The sequence below is a fragment of the Eubacterium sp. AF16-48 genome (genome assembly GCF_003479405.1).
GTDB classification, from domain to species: Bacteria; Bacillota; Clostridia; order Lachnospirales; family Lachnospiraceae; genus Eubacterium_G; species Eubacterium_G segne.
The window spans coordinates 283618-303629 of the sequence record NZ_QUHB01000002.1 but is presented as its reverse complement, the minus strand read 5'-3'; the positions used below and the strand labels follow the sequence as shown (position 1 = coordinate 303629).

10 protein-coding genes are annotated in these 20012 nt (G+C 35.9%); all 10 read right to left on the bottom strand.

Going from position 1 to position 20012, the window contains the following annotated elements; translation table 11 throughout:
* Nucleotides 1-86: 86 nt before the first annotated feature.
* The gene (locus tag DWW68_RS03785) at nucleotides 87-854 is read right to left on the bottom strand and encodes an SDR family oxidoreductase (protein ID WP_118588930.1); all 768 of its coding nucleotides are present in this window, start codon (nucleotides 852-854) and stop codon (nucleotides 87-89) included.
* A gap of 74 nt (nucleotides 855-928) precedes the next feature.
* Nucleotides 929-1252, bottom strand: coding sequence for a cupin domain-containing protein (locus DWW68_RS03780; RefSeq protein WP_347497878.1), 324 nt, complete (start codon nucleotides 1250-1252; stop codon nucleotides 929-931).
* Nucleotides 1253-1288: 36 nt separating this feature from the next.
* The gene (locus tag DWW68_RS03775) at nucleotides 1289-3403 is read right to left on the bottom strand and encodes a leucine-rich repeat protein (protein ID WP_118588928.1); all 2115 of its coding nucleotides are present in this window, start codon (nucleotides 3401-3403) and stop codon (nucleotides 1289-1291) included.
* Nucleotides 3404-3415: 12 nt separating this feature from the next.
* Nucleotides 3416-4309 carry a hypothetical protein gene (locus DWW68_RS03770; RefSeq protein WP_118588927.1) on the bottom strand — a complete coding sequence of 298 codons (894 nt, stop codon included), beginning with the start codon at nucleotides 4307-4309 and terminating at the stop codon, nucleotides 3416-3418.
* Nucleotides 4302-5459, bottom strand: a complete 1158-nt coding sequence (locus DWW68_RS03765; RefSeq protein ID WP_243053016.1) for a radical SAM protein — start codon at nucleotides 5457-5459, stop codon at nucleotides 4302-4304. The genes DWW68_RS03770 and DWW68_RS03765 overlap by 8 nt, the downstream gene beginning before the upstream one ends.
* Before the next feature lie 14 nt (nucleotides 5460-5473).
* Nucleotides 5474-6253 carry a hypothetical protein gene (locus DWW68_RS03760; RefSeq protein ID WP_147365643.1) on the bottom strand — a complete coding sequence of 260 codons (780 nt, stop codon included), beginning with the start codon at nucleotides 6251-6253 and terminating at the stop codon, nucleotides 5474-5476.
* 133 nt (nucleotides 6254-6386) lie between these two features.
* Nucleotides 6387-6626: a hypothetical protein gene (locus tag DWW68_RS03755; RefSeq protein WP_021952642.1), complete on the bottom strand. Its 240-nt coding sequence runs from the start codon at nucleotides 6624-6626 to the stop codon at nucleotides 6387-6389.
* On the bottom strand, nucleotides 6626-12610 hold the full coding sequence (locus DWW68_RS03750) for a fibro-slime domain-containing protein (RefSeq protein WP_118588925.1): 5985 nt from the start codon (nucleotides 12608-12610) through the stop codon (nucleotides 6626-6628). The genes DWW68_RS03755 and DWW68_RS03750 overlap by 1 nt, the downstream gene beginning before the upstream one ends.
* A 342-nt stretch (nucleotides 12611-12952) precedes the next feature.
* Nucleotides 12953-13534 (bottom strand): hypothetical protein, encoded by a 582-nt coding sequence (locus tag DWW68_RS03745; protein ID WP_021952640.1) that lies wholly within the window; start codon nucleotides 13532-13534, stop codon nucleotides 12953-12955.
* A 72-nt stretch (nucleotides 13535-13606) separates the two neighbouring features.
* Nucleotides 13607-20011 (bottom strand): InlB B-repeat-containing protein, encoded by a 6405-nt coding sequence (locus DWW68_RS03740; protein WP_118588924.1) that lies wholly within the window; start codon nucleotides 20009-20011, stop codon nucleotides 13607-13609.
* Nucleotide 20012: the final 1 nt, after the last annotated feature.

Here is a 20012-nt window from a genome sequence, read left to right as displayed (position 1 = left end):
TAAAACGCCCTAACATAGCTTTGTCAAACGTCTAACGTAATTTTCTCTATTGGTGCTTTGCAAAATGCTCTGATATAATGTAATCTTTAGTTCTTTGTCTTTTTCTTCTGCTGCATTGCAACTATTTTAAGCAGACTCTGCTTTGGCAAAAGTTTTTGTCCCATTACGCATATTTTCATTTTTAATGAAGGTACAATAATAACCTTTCTCTTTTTCATTCCCATTAAGGCTTCCTTAACACAGCATTTAGGAGTAATTCCTTTAAGGGCAAAAACAACATCTGCCATTTCATTAAATTCCGTGTCTACAGGTCCGGGACACAGCGCCCCCACATAGATTTTACTGCCCTCTTCTTTTAATTCCTGTGCCACCGCCTGGGTAATGCTTGTAACATATGCCTTTGTAGCATAATATGTCGCCATATAAGGCCCTGCCGGAAGAAGCCCTGCTGAGGAGGCTACGTTTAAAATTCTTCCATAACCCTGGAGTTTCATTTTTTGAAGGACTTTTTTAAATAAAATATGCATTGCCCTGATATTTACATTAATCATGGAAACTTCCTTTGCTAAATCCGTATCCTGAAAATTTCCACAGGTGCCAAAACCTGCATTATTTATAAAAACATTAATGTCCCTATGAGATATTTTTTCCCATAACTGATAACACTCCAATTCGTTAGACAAATCAGAGACAACAATCTCACAGGGAACTGAAAGTTCCGATGCCAATTTTTCCAGCCTGTCCTTTCTTCTTGCAGTAAGGATAAGGCTGTAGCCCATTCTGGCAAAAGCTCTGGCAAACTCCATTCCAATTCCGGAACTTGCACCTGTTATAACAGCTGTTTTTGTTTTCATGAAAAAACCTCCTTGCATAATATGTAGAACCTCTTCCCTGCGGTCAGAGGCATTTCGTCGGAAATATTTTTACACTAGAATGAAACAACTAATTCCATCTTGAATTTTTCTTCCCCAAAAACTGCATGAGGAACATCCTTTGGCATAATAAGTGATTCACCTTCTGTTAAGGTGAACACCTCTCCACCTACTGTAAAACGGCCTTTTCCGTCAAGTACAGTAACCATGGCATCTCCACCTGATGCATGAGTTGATATTTCCTCTCCCTTATCGAAAGAAAAAATGGTAACACTTACAAAATCGTTTTGAACCAAAGTCTTGCTAACAACCTGTCCATCCCGATATTCAACTAAATTCTTTAATAATATTTTTTCCTGTTTTGGAATATTCTTGTACAATTTGCCTCGTCCTTTCATAAAAGCCTATGGCTTAACCTATTTTTTAATTTTAACCTTTTTAGAAGTCCATCTACTATAATATACCTTTTTACCGACTTTTTTATAACATCTTACCTTTACATACAGAACTTTTTTGTTCTTTATTTTGCTACTTTTAACTGTAAAGACATTTTTCTTAACCTTCTTGGTTACGGTTTTTGATTTGGCATATTTCTTAGAACTTGAAATTTTAATTTCATATCCGCTTATGCCTTTTATCTTATTAAGGGATATTTTAACCTTGTTTGAAGCTAATTTTTTGCTGAATTTAGACACTTTTGTCTTTTTAACAGTCACTTTACCTACAGTGGTAGTTTGCTGTTTTTTAGTGGTAATATTTTCCCCTCCGGAAGTCTTTGTAGTGGTTTCCGGTTGCGTAGGAGCCACTGTTGTAGGCTTCTGTGTTGGAGCCACTGCCGTTGGTTCGCTCCCCGGCTCTGTTGCCGGCTGTGATGTTACAGGCTCGCTGCCAGGCTCTGTAGTTGGCTCTGCTGTCGGTGCCTCTGTGGTTGACTCTGTAGTTGGAGCTTCTGTTTCATCTTCCTTAATAAGCTTCACTGCTACATCAAAACTTCCAATAGCGTTTTTATCCTCAAATTTTGTATCAAGGAAATATACCTTATTAGCTTCAAGGTGATAACTGATAAAGAAATTGCTGTCATAATTTCCGTCAGAAAGTTCCCCTCTGTCATCATTTTCTAATAAGAGATTTTCATCTACATCATAGAGAGCTGCCCATGTATCTGTATCATCACCTATGGAATAAATATTATAATCTCCTGATTTAGCCGGAATAAATCTTAAACGGCTAGTCTGATTCTTTTCAACAACATTTACCGTGGTGTTCTTTCTTGTGGTTAAATCCTGTATATTTAACTGAGTTACCACTACAATATCATATGTTGTTGTTTTTCCTCCATACTCAACAGTAAGAGTTCTTCTTTCCACCTTGTCAGAGGCAAAGCCCTTAACTGAAAAGCCTGAACTTTTAATTGCACTGGTTCCGTCTACATAATTAACCTTTATTTCAAGACCTACACAATTAAATTTATCACCTATAGCAAATACAGTTTTCTTTGGATATTCTGATATTTCAATAGAACTAACCTTCTTCTCTGATAATTCACTAAACTGCAAATCATTTCTTTTAGCGTATGTATCTGCTGTAGATGCAGCATATCCGCAAATTGTAACGTTGCTATTATTTAAAATGTCATTTATCTTACATTCACTGTTTTCTATAGTTAATTTGCTTAATTTATCGCAGTTATAAAAAGCCATATAGCCGATTTCACTAACAGAGTTTTTAAGAACTACTTCTTCAAGATTTGCTGAATTGTAAAAGGCATTATCGTTTATGATGGTTGAGCCATCTATTGTTACTGATTTGTCCTCTCCTGCAATTGTATACTTAATAAGCTTCTTTAAATCCTTTGAATACAGACAGCCGTCCTTTGATGCATAATAGCCATTACCTGTGGCAACATCAAAGTTTTTAATTGACTTAGCACAATAAAAGGGTTCATATTCACCCATGCTTCTAAGTCCTGCCGGAATGGTTATGTTTTCAAGATTTTGACTGTAGTCAAAGGCATAGTCACCAAAACTTCTAACTGTTTCAGGAATTGAAAAATCTGTATTTTCCCTGTTTGCAGGATATATTAATAGTGTCTGCATATTTTTTGTGTACAAAACACCATCTGTTGACTTAAAATTTTCATTTTCATCATCTACTAGAATCTCTTTTAAACTTTGACAATTTTCAAACGCATATTCTCCTAAATTGGTAATGGTTTTTGGAAGACTAACACTTTCTAAAGCACTACTTCCAAGGAATCTTCTACTATTAATCTGTGTAATTCCCTCTTCGATAATAAGTTTTTTAAATGCTATTTCAGAAAAAGGTGAACTACTCACCGCTCCTTTACCACTAATTGTCAGTGTTTCACTGACACCGTCATAAGACCACTGTGCCTCACTTCCACAACTGCCTGATGTAGCGCTGTCAGCATAGACAGTGTTAGCACCGGTTGTAAAAACAGATGGTGCCGGGGAAAAAGCCATGGCAACTACCATTCCCCAGGTAACTATTTTCTTAAACTCTTTTCTCATAACCTTACTCTCCTATTCCTCTGCTATTTGTACATCCACTATTACACTGGTATTGGCACTAAAATGATTAGCCACTGATGTAACAGTTTTCTTACCTTCTATGTTTTCAAAGGGCACTCTGTAAGTTATACCTCCCATAAATGCTCCACCTGACTGCACATATTTATAATAAACATATACCTTCTTATAGGTTTTGTCTGTTTTGTTTTTAAGCTTGAGATTTCCGTTTTCCTTAATTACTTCAAACTTATCCTCTAACAAATCCGGGGCATCTAAGTAGGCATTAACTACATTTCCGTAAGAATAATCGTCCTTATCACTGTATTTTCTCTTATTAGATTCCAACACCAAAGCCGATGTATGAGGCAACAGATTAGTTACTCTGAAGGTAGCATTTTCCTTGTCACTAACTTTAAAGGTAATATCACCTACCTGTAACATCTTGTCAGATGTATTGGATATAATAATGGCTGCCACCTTTTCTATAGGCTCATCGCTGCCATCCTCTAAATAATTTCCTGTATAACTTCCCACTTTTTCAATAATGAGATTGCTGTCTGATAATTCTACCTTTTCACTTTTTTTATCGTCTTTATTACTTTTCTTATCTTTCTGATTAGTTGTAGAATTTTTTACGCTTTTTTTAGTTGTAAATCCCTGAATTTTGTCAACTTCCAATGTATTCTTTCCCGGCTCTACATAGTCCTCTACTCTGGTTACATTATTAGTTATGCTTTCTAATTTCTCAGGGCTTAAAGCAGTATTCTTTTGTGCTTCTTTTTTCATGCTTTCTACTTCGCTCTTGTTATTATTGGCGTTTTTAAAAAACAGTATAGTTCCTACTAACAGTAGCACCACACAAACAACTATAACAATTACAATTATCTTTTTATTTTTGCTATTCATCTTCATTCTCCGCCTTTACTAATGATTCAATATTACTTACAAAACTCTGGCATTGTCTTAGGTACTCATCGGTTATTCCACACAAATATTCCGGTTTTACCGTGGAATCACCATGACCTTCTGCAACAGCTAAAGCTCCACAAACGGTACATGCATTTCTATGCTCACACCGGGTGCAGGCTTTGGGTAAAAAGATCTTGTCAGTTTCCTTCACTATGTAATCCCAGCACTCATCAAAGGATTTTTCTTTGGGATTTACAACAGGCTGATTCATCATTCCACAAGGTGTCATACGTCCATCCCATGTAATCCAGAAAGAACATTTTCCTGCTATGCACCCCATGTTTTCTTCCTCAGCCACAATGCAACCGTCATCTTCATCTGCTCTAAAACCCTGTTGCATTCTTTTAATAAACCAATACAAAACTCCACTATCCATTTCAGCCTTTTTGGTTCTAAAAAGTGCCTGTCCTGCTTCTTCTTCCGTGAATCTTAAAACCTTATTTTCACTTTCAAAGCGTCTGATAGGTGGAAACATATACACCATAGGCTTAACTTTTAATTTCCGCTTCTTTGCAAAATCGTATATAGCCTCTATATCGCATACATTGTAAGGTGTGAAGCTGGCATTTAATGCTACCGCTATTCCCGCTTCAAGCAACCTGTCAATGGCAGCGGTCACCTTATCAAATCCATGGGAATCACCACATAAACGACTGTAAGTTTCATTACTTCCACCATATAAAGTTATTCTGATTTTTGATGGTGGACATTTTTTCAGCCAACAGACAACCTCATCAGTAATTAATATGCCATTAGAATTAATGGTAATTATAAATCCCATTTTATTCAATTCAGTATATATCTCTTTAAAATCCTTTCTAAAAAAAGGCTCCCCACCTGTAAGTAAAAGAAACAGCATGCCCTTATCCCTGCACACTTTTCCAAAATCTATCCATTGATTTGCCGTCCATTCCCTGCCGGCACTACACATTTCCTTCTCAGACATTCTGATGTAGCACATTTTACAATTCAGATTACATCTGGGTGTCAATTCAAAAGAACCATGTATCGGTGCCCTGTCCTTCATGGCTTTTAAATACAAACCGGTTCTAAGGTTAGGCTTAAAAGGATTATTCAAATCACTCACAAAATTTCTCCTTATTAAAATACCGTATCACAAACTAACTTTACTGCTTCTTCGTCCGGCAGACAGGTTAATTCATATACCGGTATCCTGCTAATAATTTCTTCTATAATATTCATGCTAATATTTGACAGCTTATCATCCCATCTGGCAAGAGAAAATCGTGGAAACATATTTCTATACAATTCCATTCCCACCAACTGCCTGATAGAATTTTTTTCTCCCTGTTTAAGCAAAATAATTGCTTTAATAGGTGCAGACTCATTTCTATATATCTTAGAACTTCCTGCATAAGGAGAACCATAAACATTAGTAATATCCTTAGAAATATCTATAGTAGCCCTGTCACCATTAAGTATATCAGCATTCATGTATTTTTTCCACAAGTTTGCCTGAGTTGATTTTCCAATCTCTGAAGGTCCACTAAAAAGGATTGCCTGATTTTGATATTCAACTACGGAAGCATGCATAATAATGCGGTTGAAAAGAAGTAAAACCAAATCAATATCAAGGCTACTCATTAAAAGTCCTGGACCATTAGTTAATTCAATAAACTTTCTATCAACATAAATTTGTGCTTCCTTTGATTCTATGTCAAACACTGTACTTATTTCCAGACTACTGTCATCTCCCATTTTGTAACTGAAATAAACAAAATATTTGCTGTTGTTTATATATATTTTTCTGATATTGTTTTCAAATATCAGAGTGCCTTTATCACTCTTCAACTCACTTTCCACCATGATTCTATATTTGAAATCTGCTTCCTTTTCATTGTTACATATAAAAGGCACCATATTTTCGGGTACCTCCTTATAAGGGAATCCTTCAATTTCAATTATTAATCCTGCTAAATTAATTTTTATATCCATATTATTTATAAAACCCTTTCCCGACAAAAGTCAGGAAAGGGTTTTCCTTTTTATTATCTTATGATGGCATAGTCGGAGTAAAGTAACACAATCCACTAGTAGGTGTGTCATATCCCATACTCTTTACCCATGCTTCAAATGCCTCATCTGTTTCAGGTGCACCTGCCGGTACCATTGTTGACTTATACGTATCTTTTAATTCATTATATAAATCTGATCCCATCTCTACAGTTGCTAAAATCTCAATATCCATATCAAACTTTTCAATGCAGATTTCAGGTTTACTATATTTCTTCATTATTCCTGTACCACCTTTCCATCAAATCCAAACTTTTCAGATCTGTATCCTTCTTCATCATATCCAACAATATACATTGTACTTGCCTTTATGTTTTCTGTCTTACTTGCTTTGAACTTGAGAGTCCATTCTAGTCCACCATCAACTGTCTTACTTGAAGCTGTTGTAAGTGTTACTTCTTTTCCATTTGCATCAAATACTTTGATATCATCTACTGCCACAGGTGTTGTTACCTTAACCATGGCATATCTGTCTTTAATAAAACTATCTGATTTTGTATTATATCCTGCCTTTATAACTACATCAGTAGGATTTAATTCTGATTTAACACCTTTATCTTCAACTGTAGTTGCTGTTACCGGACTTAATTTGTATCCTACGACTTTCATGCATGTTAATGAAACATATCCGTCACCACCTGCAACTCTTAAGTACAACTTTCCATCATACTTATCTCCAAGTGTATCAAGTTTATAATACAACTCTGTTGCTGATTTAATTGTAGCAATATCTGTCCATACAGCACTGTTATTAACTTCCTTTAAGTACTGAAGTTTAAGTTCACTTCCCTTAACATTCTTTATTCCAACCTGAATTGTCTTGGAATTTCCTGTGTAACCCTCTAAATTGTCATACATAAATGCCAAACCATATCCTGCACTTAAATACAATTCATTGTTTGGTCCACTTACTGCATATGTCATCATATCCTTAGTTGTGTTTGGATCCAACTCCTTAGTGTTATCTGTATTGTATCCGTTAAAGGATTCTACTACCGACTTACCTGTAAGGAAGGCTGCTCCATTTCCTGTATACTTAGCTAAGGAAATAACTCCCTGTTTATCATATGTTGAACTCAATGGGTCATCATAATTAAACTTAAAGTTTGCTCCTAATATAAGCTGTTTTATTTCGCTTACTGTTGCACCTAACTCATTGTTATCATCATATTTACCTTCAGCTGTTGAGTTACCCTTAGCCGGATTATAAATTCTGATTCCGTCAATAAATACACTCTTTGCTTCTGAATTATTTCCTTTAAGTGAAGTTATAGTAACAATATAGTCACCAGCTTCTCCTGTATCATTTCTCCATGTTATTACTGGAACCTGATACAAATCACCATTTTCGTATGATGTATCAATAATCATACTCTTAACAAGGTTACTCCATCCATTCTGAACAATTAACATACCATTGTTTTTAGTTATCTTTGTATCATCTGTCTTGTTGTATACGCTTACAACAATAACTCCTGTTGAACGATTTGTTCTACTTACAATATCAAATCCTGTACCCTTGAACTCAAAGGCTGCCATAGCAGATTTACCTAACTCGTGTGAGCTTCCATTACTATTACCGTAACTTTCATCTTCATATGCCGGATCATATCCGTACTGCATATCCAATGCATTAGACTGTGAACTGTCTTTTGTCTCACCATTAATTGTTACATTTCCTGAATAAATAATCCCGCTCTTAGAATCAATATTTTCATCTGTTCCAATATTAGAGAAGTTATCCTCATAATACACAATATTAGCCGGCATTACTTCTACCTTGGATGTCATAACCGGTGTAGCATTTGAAGCATCTAAATCAGATGCACCTGATGCAACGCCGTCCTTTGTAACCTGAACTCCCATATAGAAAGTATCTACATCACTCATGAACTTCTTAGGTGTGTACATAAGCTTTGAATCAGCCCATAATGCTGTTGCCTGATTGAAGTCCATCTGGTTCTTAAACTCGCCATCACTATATGTATAATTAAGTGAATTCTTGTAATTAGCACCAACTGTGCTATCAGACATACCTAATACTGTATATCCATCTGCGTCTGTATCATCCTGCAAAATTGATTTATTTGTAACACTAAAGTTCTTATCATAATTATAAGGTGTTGTACCACCTAAGATACCATTAGTATCAGCAAACAAGTCTGTCTTTAAACCGTAATCTAAAACGTAAACTTTATCATTTACATTATAGTTATAAACTACTACTTCTACTTTCTGTGTTCCGTTATTAACATTATCTGCTAACTTAAGAACAAACTTATCATAACCTACATGTTTTGATGTAAATGTCATCTTATTAATGCTTGATTCGTTGCTAACATCACCATTCTCCCATGTAACTTCTGCCTTGTTAGAAGCATCTGCATTATGTGTAAATGTAATGTCTGATGAAGCATTTTCAAGAGTGTAATCATTATATGTTACTGACTCTGTTCCCGGAGTTGTTACTGTTGTAGTAACACCTTCATCCAATACTACAGGCCATACATATGAACAATTCCATCCTTTATATCTTATAGACACATTAACATCTCCATCATTTGTCATTGTAAACGGAATGATTATTGATCCATCTATATTCATAAGCATATTATCTAAATCGCCACTGCTGGTTCCTGTTAAATACTGATTTTTAATTGCTGTATAACCATAAGTAGTATTATTAATTGTTATAGACTCAATTCCATAACCTCCTTTTCCAGGAGATGTTATCTTCAGCTTATGTTCATTACTTCCGTTTATAGTAGCCTGAACATTCGATATTGTTGTTAAACCAGTTGCCATGCCATTACTTACTGTGTTATCCATAGCTATAGAAGATGTCTTTTCATGACTAACTGTAGTTGTTGTTCCAGACTGACCTTCTTTAGTTGTCTTATGTGTAAACTCAGCCGGCAATGGTAAATTAGTTGTTTTACCAATCTCTGTATAATATACAAGTCTCTTCATATCCGCCTCTGTATTTGTAAATACAAATTCAGGTTCATTTGTATATGCAAGAGTTGCCATTGTTCCATCATTTGTTGTGAATGTAGCATTTTCAACCGACTCCTCTGAGCCTGAAACCTTTACATTCTTAAATGTTTTTGTTGCATTTAACTCTGTAACTTTAATCTTTGTATTTACCGGAATACCTGTAAATACAGCTTTCTGTCCGGCACTAATCTCAATAGTGCTGTCTGCTGATACGGTTTTATCTCCAATTTTTGCATTGGTATCACTATCATATACTGTATATGATACCCCTGCTAAAGAACCGCTTAACCCATAGGTCTCATTAGAAGCTCCAAATAACTGTGTATACTTAACTTCAAATGTATATGCTGAAGCACTTTCTGTACCAACAAATTCCTTAGCTACAGAGAAACCTGTCGCCTTAGCAGCATTTAAGTAATCAACCTTAATGCTTACATCCTCACCTGCTGCAGCAGCTGTTTTATTCTGAATAGTCACACTGTTCTGTCCATCAGTACGCCCATCATTTGCCTCTAAGCCTGATACATTTTCTGCAAACTTTTCACCATCTCCATCAGTTATGGAATATGATGTATCAAAACGCTTATCTTCTTTTTGCTTTATTGATACCTTATCACCACGTATACCATTTTCTGTAGAGCCGTCAATTTCTTCTGTCTGTGTAACAGTTCCGTTTCCGCCAAATGAAATACTGTTGTTTTCAAATAATGTCTTAGTTGTGTCTGATAAATCACTAACATCATAAGTGAATTTATCTTTTTCCATAATTCCTGAAACGGTGTTCTGCAATGTTTTCTGGATATTAGATAAATCCATTGTATTTGTAACTGTAAGACCATTCTTCTGCGTTAAATCAACAGCGTCCAAGTTGAAGTCAATCATAAGGTTTGAATCATACAAGCCTCGTTCCATATAGAAAACTGACAATGTATGTGTCTTACTTCTATCAAGATTTTTTATCCAATCCTGTACTGAACTGGCTGTTGCTTTCTCAATTCCTGTATCTGTAACCTTATATGGATTGTCAACATTAACCTCACCTGTTGTAAAGTTAATGCTACCTGTTGCACGTCCATGGGCACCACCAACATCAAGTGCTAATTTTCCGTCAACATATACCCACAAGTCGTCATCTCCTGAGAATCTAAATACTGTATCTTCTACAATATCAGGAAGATTTGTAATTTCACTTTCATCGCTTAATGCATACACCTTCATAACAGCATCATCTACATATGACCTATATCCTACTGATACGCTGTTAATATCAGTTGTTTCATTAAGTTTTAATAAAATGTATCCATCATTATTGTTATCAAGACTAACAACATTTTCATCTGTGAATTTACTTAATCCCGGATATGTAATTGTTGCATTTCCATTTGTCAACCAGTAATCAGTTCCGTTTATTCGTATATTATCAACATTAACATTTCTAGCTTCTGCTAATTTAACTACAACATACTTAGCTGCACTGTTTTTAACATTAAAATCTTTATACTTTGCATCGGCTGAACTACTTCCTCCAGTTTTTGCCAAGTCAATTCTTTTAGCATTTGCTGTTGCTGTTTTATCAGATACCGTAAACGGAATCCCCAGTCTCATACCAAAGCCATAGTTTACCTTGGTATCTTCCTTGCCGGGTTTTGAATCAGCCAAAGTTGCATTATTATTAACATTACCTGAAATAGGTGTGTTAAATGGGAAGAATCCAACTTCACCACTGGCATTTTCAGAAGGATTTGTTATAGTTGCAGTTGAACTTGAATTATATACAAGATTTCCTTCTGAATTCATATAAACATTATCTTTACCTGACTTACTGTCAAATATATAATGTCCATCCTCTGTGACCCTAAACGGAAACTGAATAGGATTTTCCATAGAACCATAAATGTCAGCATAATCTTTTAAGAAATTATCATCAAAAAATGGCATAATAACATTATTTTCTGATGATAACAACTGTCTGTTTGTTGAAAGATATGGTGCAACCAGCCCCTGAAGTGGACTGCCTACCAAACTTGTTTCATTATTTCCATTTCCATCACCTGATATATTATGGTTTGTGTACCACAACCTGTCATTTATTGAATAAGTCGAATCCTGACCTATTAGTTTATACAATGGTCTTGAACCAACTGCATTAATACCACCTTCTAATATATAATTTCTGCTGTCAGGTGCTCCGGTAACCATCGGGTATGTCATTTTTCCTTCACCCCAATATCTTGCTTTCATTGCATCATTGAAATTCTGGAACTGATCCCACCATGAAGCTCCGCCACCTTTTTTGTAATTATACATAACAGCTGGTACTGTAAACAACGTACTACGACTGCTTTCATCAGAGTTTGTATCTGTCATACCTTCTAATTTTAAATTATCAAAGTTATATCCATAATTAGCATCACTTAATTGTTCACCATAAATGCTGTCTGAAACACTCGGATCAGTCCACTGTCCTGTACATGAGGTATCGTCACTATCCTTAAAATTCGTTATATAATATTTTGTATACGACTTTCTGTCAAAAGCTCCCCATTTACCCCAAACTGCTCCATCTGATCCTCTTCTTTCAATCTGTATATTGTTTCCTACAGTCTTTGGAATAGATGTAGTCCACAAGGATACATCTGACTGCTGTTCAAATTTATAGTCAGTATTTGTATCATTATCATGAAGATATAACTGTGCACCAAAGTTTGAAAAATTAGCAAATCTCTCTGAATCAGATATCTTATTTACTAAAGTGAACGTTACTTCCGGTACTGTTCCGTCTCCCCATTCACCTGTTCCCATAGCTGTAACAGTATATACTGTATTGTTTCCTCTTTGAGTATTCATCCAATCATTCCAGTAATAAGATACCCCATTGTCTTGAACCGGTGATACTCTTACAAAAGTAACAACATCTGAATCAACTTCTGCTGTCCATGTGTAATCTTCAGTCGTCGATCTTGTCATCTCCTTACCGGCAATCATCTCATTATTGCTGTTCCTGTACGCAGATGAATCTGATACCGCCCCATCAATAACATAGACTCTGGCATTGTCATTAGCTACATCCGAGTTACCAACAAACTTAATAGTTGTAGCCGCCTTAACCTCACTGACAAACGGTTGTAAATTAACTGTTCCGATTGTCATTGCTACTGCCAATACAACTGACAGTATTTTCTTAATCAATCGTCTGTTTACTTTCATTACGATTTTTGCCCCTTTCTTATCATTTCATCATTATTTAAATAATCTTTTTTTAAATCAAAAAACTTTGTAAATACTAACCAAATTTGAAGAAAAGGTAAAACGTTTTACCTTTTTCTAATATTCACAAAGTCCTCCACCTTTCAGTATTATAGCATTTCTTTTTTTTTAATTCCATACTAAAACCTGATATTTTTTGTCGGTTTACTATTTTTTTTACAGAAGAATCTATTTTTTTCGATATTTTTATCAGTTTTTATTGTTTTTTCCTAATGTTCTAACATTTTCTTACTAAATAATGTCTTCCTACATTATTATTAATATTATTAATGATGTACTTTTTTAATCTCTTACAAACAAAAAATATCCTTTTTCTTTTCCTTCGCTATCCACCTTACATATTTTTATTCCATAATCTATTACTTTATTCTTATCTTTCTCTGCATCTTTTTCATATTTATATTCATATTTTTCTCCGGCCAAGTCTTCAAATATCAGCTTATCCCCGTTTTTTATTTCATCAAGGGCATCTGTAAATGAGTCTATTCCGTAAATAGTCATACCTTCTATATCCCAGGGCATACCATCACCACTTCTACATAGGGAATATGCATAGGTGTTTTTGTCAAATACATTTATTACAGGATATCTGATATTTTTATCCGGAATTTCCACAAATCCCACTATCACCTTGTCATCTATGGTTATGAAGGTGTCTCTATCCATCTTAGGGACATCCTTTTTAATGTGGGCAATCTCCTTTTCTGCATTGTCAAACAGTTGTTTTGCCCTTTTTCTGTCACCACTGCCATTACCACCGGTAGCTGCCAGTGCCACCACTATCACCACTAAGGCGCATAAAGTAACTGCCACTATGCCTGTTATTTTTTTATTTTTATTTAGCAGTTCTTTTATTTTCTCCATAATCATGCTACTCCTTTTTTACAGCATTAGGCGCCCCTGAAAGATTTTGACTTTCAAGGGCACCCCTATGCCTTACTTTAATTTCATTGTCTTCTTAACGAATCCCGTTTTTTTACTAAGTTTCTTCTTGTATTTCTTTTTGGCTTTCTTTGGCACCTTAAACACTGCCTTTTTGCTTATGCCCTTAAAAGCATATTTGCCAATTTTTGAAATCTTAGATGATTTAAACTTAATGCTCTTTAGTTTCTTTTTCTTGTAGAAGGCTTTGGCTGCTATAACCGTAACGTTCTTTCCTATTATAACGCTGGTAAGCTTCTTATTACTTTTAGCTACGTTAGTTCCCACTGCCGTAACCTTATAGGTTTTACCTTTTATCTTTATGGTATCAGGTATTGTAAGCTTCTTAGCCTTCTTGTCAGTTGTTCCAAGATATGTTACTGCTCCTTGGAATGTCACTCTGTATTTTGCCTTTCCTACAGTCTGGGTGCTTCCTACTTTTACAGTGCTATTATCTCCCGGCTTTACACTATCTCCACCGGAGGATTTTTTCCATATAGCATACAAGGTAACATCACCTTTAATATAGAATTTGTCTCCCGGAACATATGTGGTTCCTGAACCATCTGCCTTAGTGTTCCATGATACAAAGGTTTTACCCTGATAGGTAAATCCGCATTTTGAAACTAATACAGAGTCGTTTTTACTATAAGGACTGTTAGGGTCTGTCATGGCTCCCTTTCCACCGTTAGCCTTATAAATAACCTTGTAGCCTTTTTCCTGTGTCTGTCCCTGAACCTCAGCTCCAAAGGTAAATGATGTTGATAATGCTGCTCCATCTACCAGAATAAGCTTTCCTTCAACAAAACCGTGACTGCCTTTTTTCACTGTAAGTTTGTTGCTATCCATTTCAGCACTTCCAAGAACCGCTTTCATATTCCAGTCAACATTTTCCATGCCATTTAAAACAATGGTATTATTGTCATTAGTTATGGCACATAACTGCATTGCCACTGATGTGTCATCCTTATCGCTTAAGAACAGGTTTTTATTAGAATAAGAAATCCATTCCTTTTCCGTATTATCAGTAGTATCGGCACTCAACGCCACATCTAAGCTTTTAACATTTCCCATTCCGTTGTTAAAGACTTCGCACTGTGCCTTTTGAGTGTTTCCGATTTCATCACTTACAATGACTTCTACTTCCTTTTTATAATAACCCTTACCGATATTAATATCAAATGAGAAATCTCCTTCTTCTCCCATTGTTGCCTTAATATCCTTTAAAGTTTTCTGTCTCAAAACCGGCTTTCCGTCTACATTAATTGTAATATAGGCATCATCTTCCGTCATTCCACTTACTGTTAAAGTACCGTCTTCCTCAAAGCCTGAACCCTTAGTAGGTGACTTAAGAAGCAATGTTGGTGCTGTGGTATCTACGTTAAATACGAAATATTCACTAAATCCGTCTCCATTTTCATTTTTTCCATATACCGTTATGGTGTGGTCACCATCTGCTATGTTACTTAATGAAATAGGTATGGAGTTTGTATCCGTAAATGTTCCTGTTTCAACTTCTTCTCCATCTAACACCCATGTTCCTGACACTTTCATATCAGATGTAGCCGTAAAGTTAATGGTTGAAGAATCATATGTGTCATACATTACTGTTTTTTCCACAACATTTTCATTGTCATCCTTTACATGCTCTAATCTTCCTACCTGATATTTTTTCTTATCAGCAGTAAGCTTTATGGTAGCCTTATTTGGTGTATTAAGTACAATTTCATCTGAAAATGTTTCTTCGCCATAAGTTAATCCTGTAAGATTTCCCTTGTTATCCATCAATTTATTAAAAGGTGTAGCTGAAATTATGTACTTTCCATTAGCCTTAAGGCCTTCTTTTTTAACAATGGTTTTTCCCTTTTCATTTTCAGAACTGTTTTCACTGCTGCCTCCAAGTATGGCATATATTTCCTTTGCCTCATTTTTTGCTGCGGAAACAGTGTAATCCGGCAATTCTGTTTTTTCACCTTTTTCATTTACTTCATATACCTTAAATACAGCTCCTGCACATTTACTGTCCCCTGCTGCATCCACCTGAGCTTTAAATTGTAAGTCTCCTGCATTAGATACTGAAACACTTCCGATTTTAGCCGGCTGGGTATTGTTGGTGTACTCAAAAGTGCCTGTGGTATTTACTATGCCTGTAGTAACATCTTCCTTACTGTATACAACACGGATATAGTATTTACCTGCTGTAAGAGTTTTTGGAAGCTGTATGGTAGTGGTTTTCTTTGCAATATCCTTTTTAGTAAGGGTTGCAACCGGAGTTCCTCCCTCACTTTCCACATCTAAATCCTCTACCACATAAATATCCATTTTATCAAGGTCAGTCATCTTGGCATTTCCATTCCAGTTCACTGTCACCTTATTGTCTGTGTCAGAATATTTAGTTTTTGCTACACTTACCGTAGTTACTTCCGGCAGCGGGTCCACAGCATAAAGAATAAGTTCAGAAGCTTCTACAGTATTAACTTTATAAGTTTTGTTATAAAGATTTTTGTCTGTAAAGGACACTACTATGGTTCCCTGTTTTTTATCTTCATCATATGAGAAGTTGGCATTTGCATCTGCATTTTCTTCATCACTCTTTGAATTATCATAATATTTCAAAGTGATTTCCTTACCTGCTTCATCTTTAATCTTAAATCCTGCTTTTGACTTGTCAGCCTGTTCTAAGGTGTCTGCGCTAAAAGCTACACTTAACACCTGAGCACCGCCGTTTTCATACTGGCCTAACGTAAAATCGTGATAGGTCTTTGTTATGTCAGAATGAAGACTTGATGACACACTGCCACTTCCATCTGCCAAAAGATTTCCTCCTGTTGAAGATGCCGTTTCATGAATATTTGAAGCAAGACTCATGTAAAGAGTATCCTTCTTTTCGGCATCATATCCTACTGCATACCATGTTTTGCCATTAATGTCTTTCACACCGGCTTCCTCTAAATATTGCGGGTACGTTGGCTCTACCTTTGCCTCAGAGCCAAATGACAAATCACCACCATATACATAAGATATACCTGTTGAAAATCCTAAAACCTTAAGTGCTCCCCATATACGGGTTGAGTTAAGTCCAAGAGCTGCACTTCCTACTTCTATTCCACCAATTAATGGAATGAAATCAGGAATTTTAACTGCCGCCTGAGCATATGCCTCAAAGGCTTCTTCTGCTCCTGTACTGGTATCCATTATAATATAACCCTTACCTTCTATTACTCCAAGACACTTTATGCTACATTGCATAAGAAGCTTATAGTAAGGTATCCAGTCTACCTGAAGTTTAGCGTAATCCATAATTTTTATATCAGTATTTGAAACTTTAAGGTTTGATATTTTTACCCCAAATCCCGTAAGTCCCAAAGAGAAATCCGCTCTGGCATCTAATGCCTGAAATAGTCCGAAGGATACGCTAAGGAGTAATCGGATTGGCGGTACTTCGCTGGCGCAAAACAGTGTGTCATACATGTTTTCAAATCCGCCACCGCCTCCCATAATCCAGCTTACACCAAGGGAATCTAAATTAATTCCCGGTTTTACTCCCTGAATATAGAAGTACAGATTATCCACTATAGGAACGTTGTTGTGACTCTTAAATCCTAACTTAACCTCCAAGGTTATGGATTTAAGGAAGGCTGCTTTTCCTTCTACACTAAATGACCAGTCATTAACGGTATTTACCTCTAACTTTCCTTCAATGTTAGGCATTGAAGCGGTGTATCCCGGAACCTTTAATTCCACGCCAAAATTAACGCCGATAAATCCCTGATTCATTCCGTAAAGGACGTTTTTAACCTCTACTGTTCCCTGAGTTTCCCCTTTATCGTCATCATCCTTTATGGAGCCTGATGTTCCATTATTTCTCTTGAAAGTTTTAACCCATTCATTTCTAAGGTCTGTTGCCTTGGCTCCCATATCGGAAAATACGTTGTAACCACTGTTGCTTCCTGTATTACTTCCAGTGCTTCCACGCTTTGATAGCGGAATAAGGAAGCTTAAATCCAAACGTGCTGAAAAGGACATTACAAATCCTTTTGCCTCCCCTGCCTTTACATCAGCTGCTCTTTCTGCCTTGGTGTCATACATCATGCCAAGTTTTGCGAAAGATAAGTTAAACGCCATTCCTGCAATGGTCATTAATCCGTTAAGGGCTGAAGGATATACAAGGGTAATGGTTTCATCTCCAAAATCCTTTAATTCCTTACCGTCAGTATTATATGGTACAAGGGTAATTTCCTCCCCATCCTCAATGGACGTAAATCCGGCATTTCCCTTATATATTCTTGTGTTTTCCACAGATGCATTTAATGTAATATCATCAAAGTCCGTATCTATTTTTCCATCCTTTTTAGTAAGAGTTACGGTGCCGTCAAAAGCATCAATACATCCGTTAATTACAACCTTGTCTTTTTCCCCATTAATTGACTTTGCAACATATTTTACGTTGCTTTTATCATCCCCTTTATCAAAAGTATCATCTTTTATAAAGTCCCCTTTAAACAAAAGTAATACTTCTTCATATTCTTTCTTATTTTTTTCGTATTCCTTTTCATCGGAAAATGTCTTTATATCATATTTGGCATTGTCCCCTTTAGTGCCTTTTTCCTGAACTACTGCCAACAGTCCGTAGTAATCGTTTCTATACTTCATATCATCAGACATTACTATGGAAAGTGCCTCTCCTGTAAGTTTTTTGGCAACTCCACCAGGTGGCTCCGTCCAGTCAAATATAAGCTGATATGTTCCCGGTTTCATTTTCTCATTAAAAAGAATATCCAGCTTGTTTTCCTCAGCATATATGGTTATGTTAGAAGAAGGTATTTCATATCTCTCATCCTCACCCTGGGCATAGAGAGTATATCTGCTTTTATCTTCAAGCATGCCAAAATTTCTTCCTGTAATGTACAAATGTCTTGATAAATCATTGTACAAAATCTTTGGTGTTGCACTGTTAAAGGTTATTTCAGGAAGTTTTCCATTTCCTCCCGGACACAACACATAAGTTGAGCCTTCATACAACATATTTTCGTACAAAAGATTTGAATCTGTTCCATCTGATATTTTATATACCCTAAAGGTTATTTTTCTGTAGCTGGCAGAGGTATCCACATCCGCCTTAAAATAAAACGGTATGTTAATGTTTGTTCCCTTTTTAAAGTCCACGTAAGAACTGGTAAAAGGTCTGGCATAGCTGGTTTCATAGGATAATTTCTGCTGATGCTCATTTAACGGTGTAATCCCTTCTGATGCATAAACTGCTACAACTACCTCGTTGTAATCTGTATTATTTGATACATTCTTAAGGGATGCCTGAATGTTAAAAATTCCGTCTTCCTTAAACTTACCACTTTCGTCTCTATTGCAATTAGATATATACTGTTTTCCATCAGCTGACAGGCTAAGAGTAGCCGGTGCCGTCATGTTAAACGCTACTGTGTCAACTTCCGGCTTAACCTTTTCATTAGAATATACACCATAGTATGTATTTACTAATCCCTGTTTTCCTGCACTAACTGTTCCCAAGTCATAATACATTGCCATGGCACTGTCGGCTGTCCCGTATTCTTCATTTCCATCACTGGTAAAATCAAAGGATTCATTTGGAGCAAAATCAAAATCTGTTGCTGCTAAAGAATTCCAGTGGGCAAAAGCAATCTGCTTAAGCATTCCCTTTGATGAAATAACAGTATTAGCTGTAGCTGAAGGATTTTTTAAATCATCATAAGCATAAAAGGTTGATGGCACTTCACCGGCTTTTATAATACATTCCTTCTGTATAATGTCGCTGCTATATGATGTATCAGGAAGTTCATAATATACATAATCCTGACTGCCAATAGCTGAGTCTAAAAGTATTCTTGCTTCTATTTTTACATCATCTGTTCCATTATTCTTTACGTTATAGCTTATGCAAACCATTCCATGTTCATTAGAGCCTGAATTTGCCAGTTCTAAACGCTGGGTAAACTCAAGTTCCCCTAATGTCCACTTAGCTGACAGTCCGGTGGCATCCTTTGATACTGTTACAGGACTTGTTTTTATTCCTTCATAGGAGTAATCCTCACCAAAAATGTAATTTTTTGTTTCTCCGTTTTTTGTTATTTTAAAGGATGTAAATGATGTATCAAAATCATCACTGTGATACAAAAGTTCCTTATTGTTGTCAGATTTTATTGTTTTATCACCTTCTACATTTGATATATAAAACCCTCCATTTGTACCGGACATATGGACAGATGTATAATCATTCTCCAATGAAAGAATCTGACTGTTTATCTCAAATCCGTCACCTTCATTAGTTGCCGGCTCATTTGGGGCTGCCAGTGAATCCACCGGCATCCCTGTTATAACCAACACTGCTGAAAGTACCAGACAGATAATGCTGTTAAAAACTTTTTTGTTAAATATTTTTTTCATA